At 42.1% G+C, this 543-nt stretch carries 2 pseudogenes; both read left to right on the top strand.

The features are described 5' to 3' along the window. Window positions 1-289, top strand: a pseudogene (locus CIK04_RS26810) (hypothetical protein); the annotation flags it as partial. Between the two features lie 72 nt (window positions 290-361). Then, window positions 362-543: pseudogene (locus CIK04_RS34205) on the top strand (serine/threonine protein kinase); the annotation flags it as partial.

The raw sequence follows: 543 nt of genomic DNA, 5'->3' as shown, positions 1-543 counted from the left end.
AAGGATCAACTGCTCGCCACCATTGAGAATTACAAACAGGCAGTTGGCCAATCAAGCGCCTGCCAGCACAAGTGGCGCCGCCAGTGATGAGCTCAAACAGAAGCTACTTGCGATGCAAAAACAGCTGATGCACGTGAACAAAGAGAAGGCGTTTATTGAGCAGAAATATTTGGAACTAACAACAAAAATAGGAAAACGGAGAACAATGAAATTCGCCACCGACAAACTGTTGGATTTTATTTTTCCCGACACAATTCATAAACCCAATTCAATGAATTCTTATTCGTAAGAAAAATCTCACATATAATACAGAATTCTTATAAACTAGCCGCTAATAAAAATATAAGAAATCGTTATCGTCGTGCAGTTAGGTTCCAGTGCCACGCAAGTGTTTTATCACTTGCTGGATCTCAATGAAGAAGAAAAACAACAAGCGCTCCAACAACTACGAACAAGACGACCCCTGATGTCTATCGAMGCGTTGACACCGTTAATCCAGCCTCATGAACATGAGCCTTTCACCGCTTTGCTTGGCTTTCACGC

It is taken from the genome of Vibrio sp. 03_296 (genome assembly GCF_002265885.1).
This window is presented reverse-complemented; position numbering and strand designations above follow the sequence as displayed.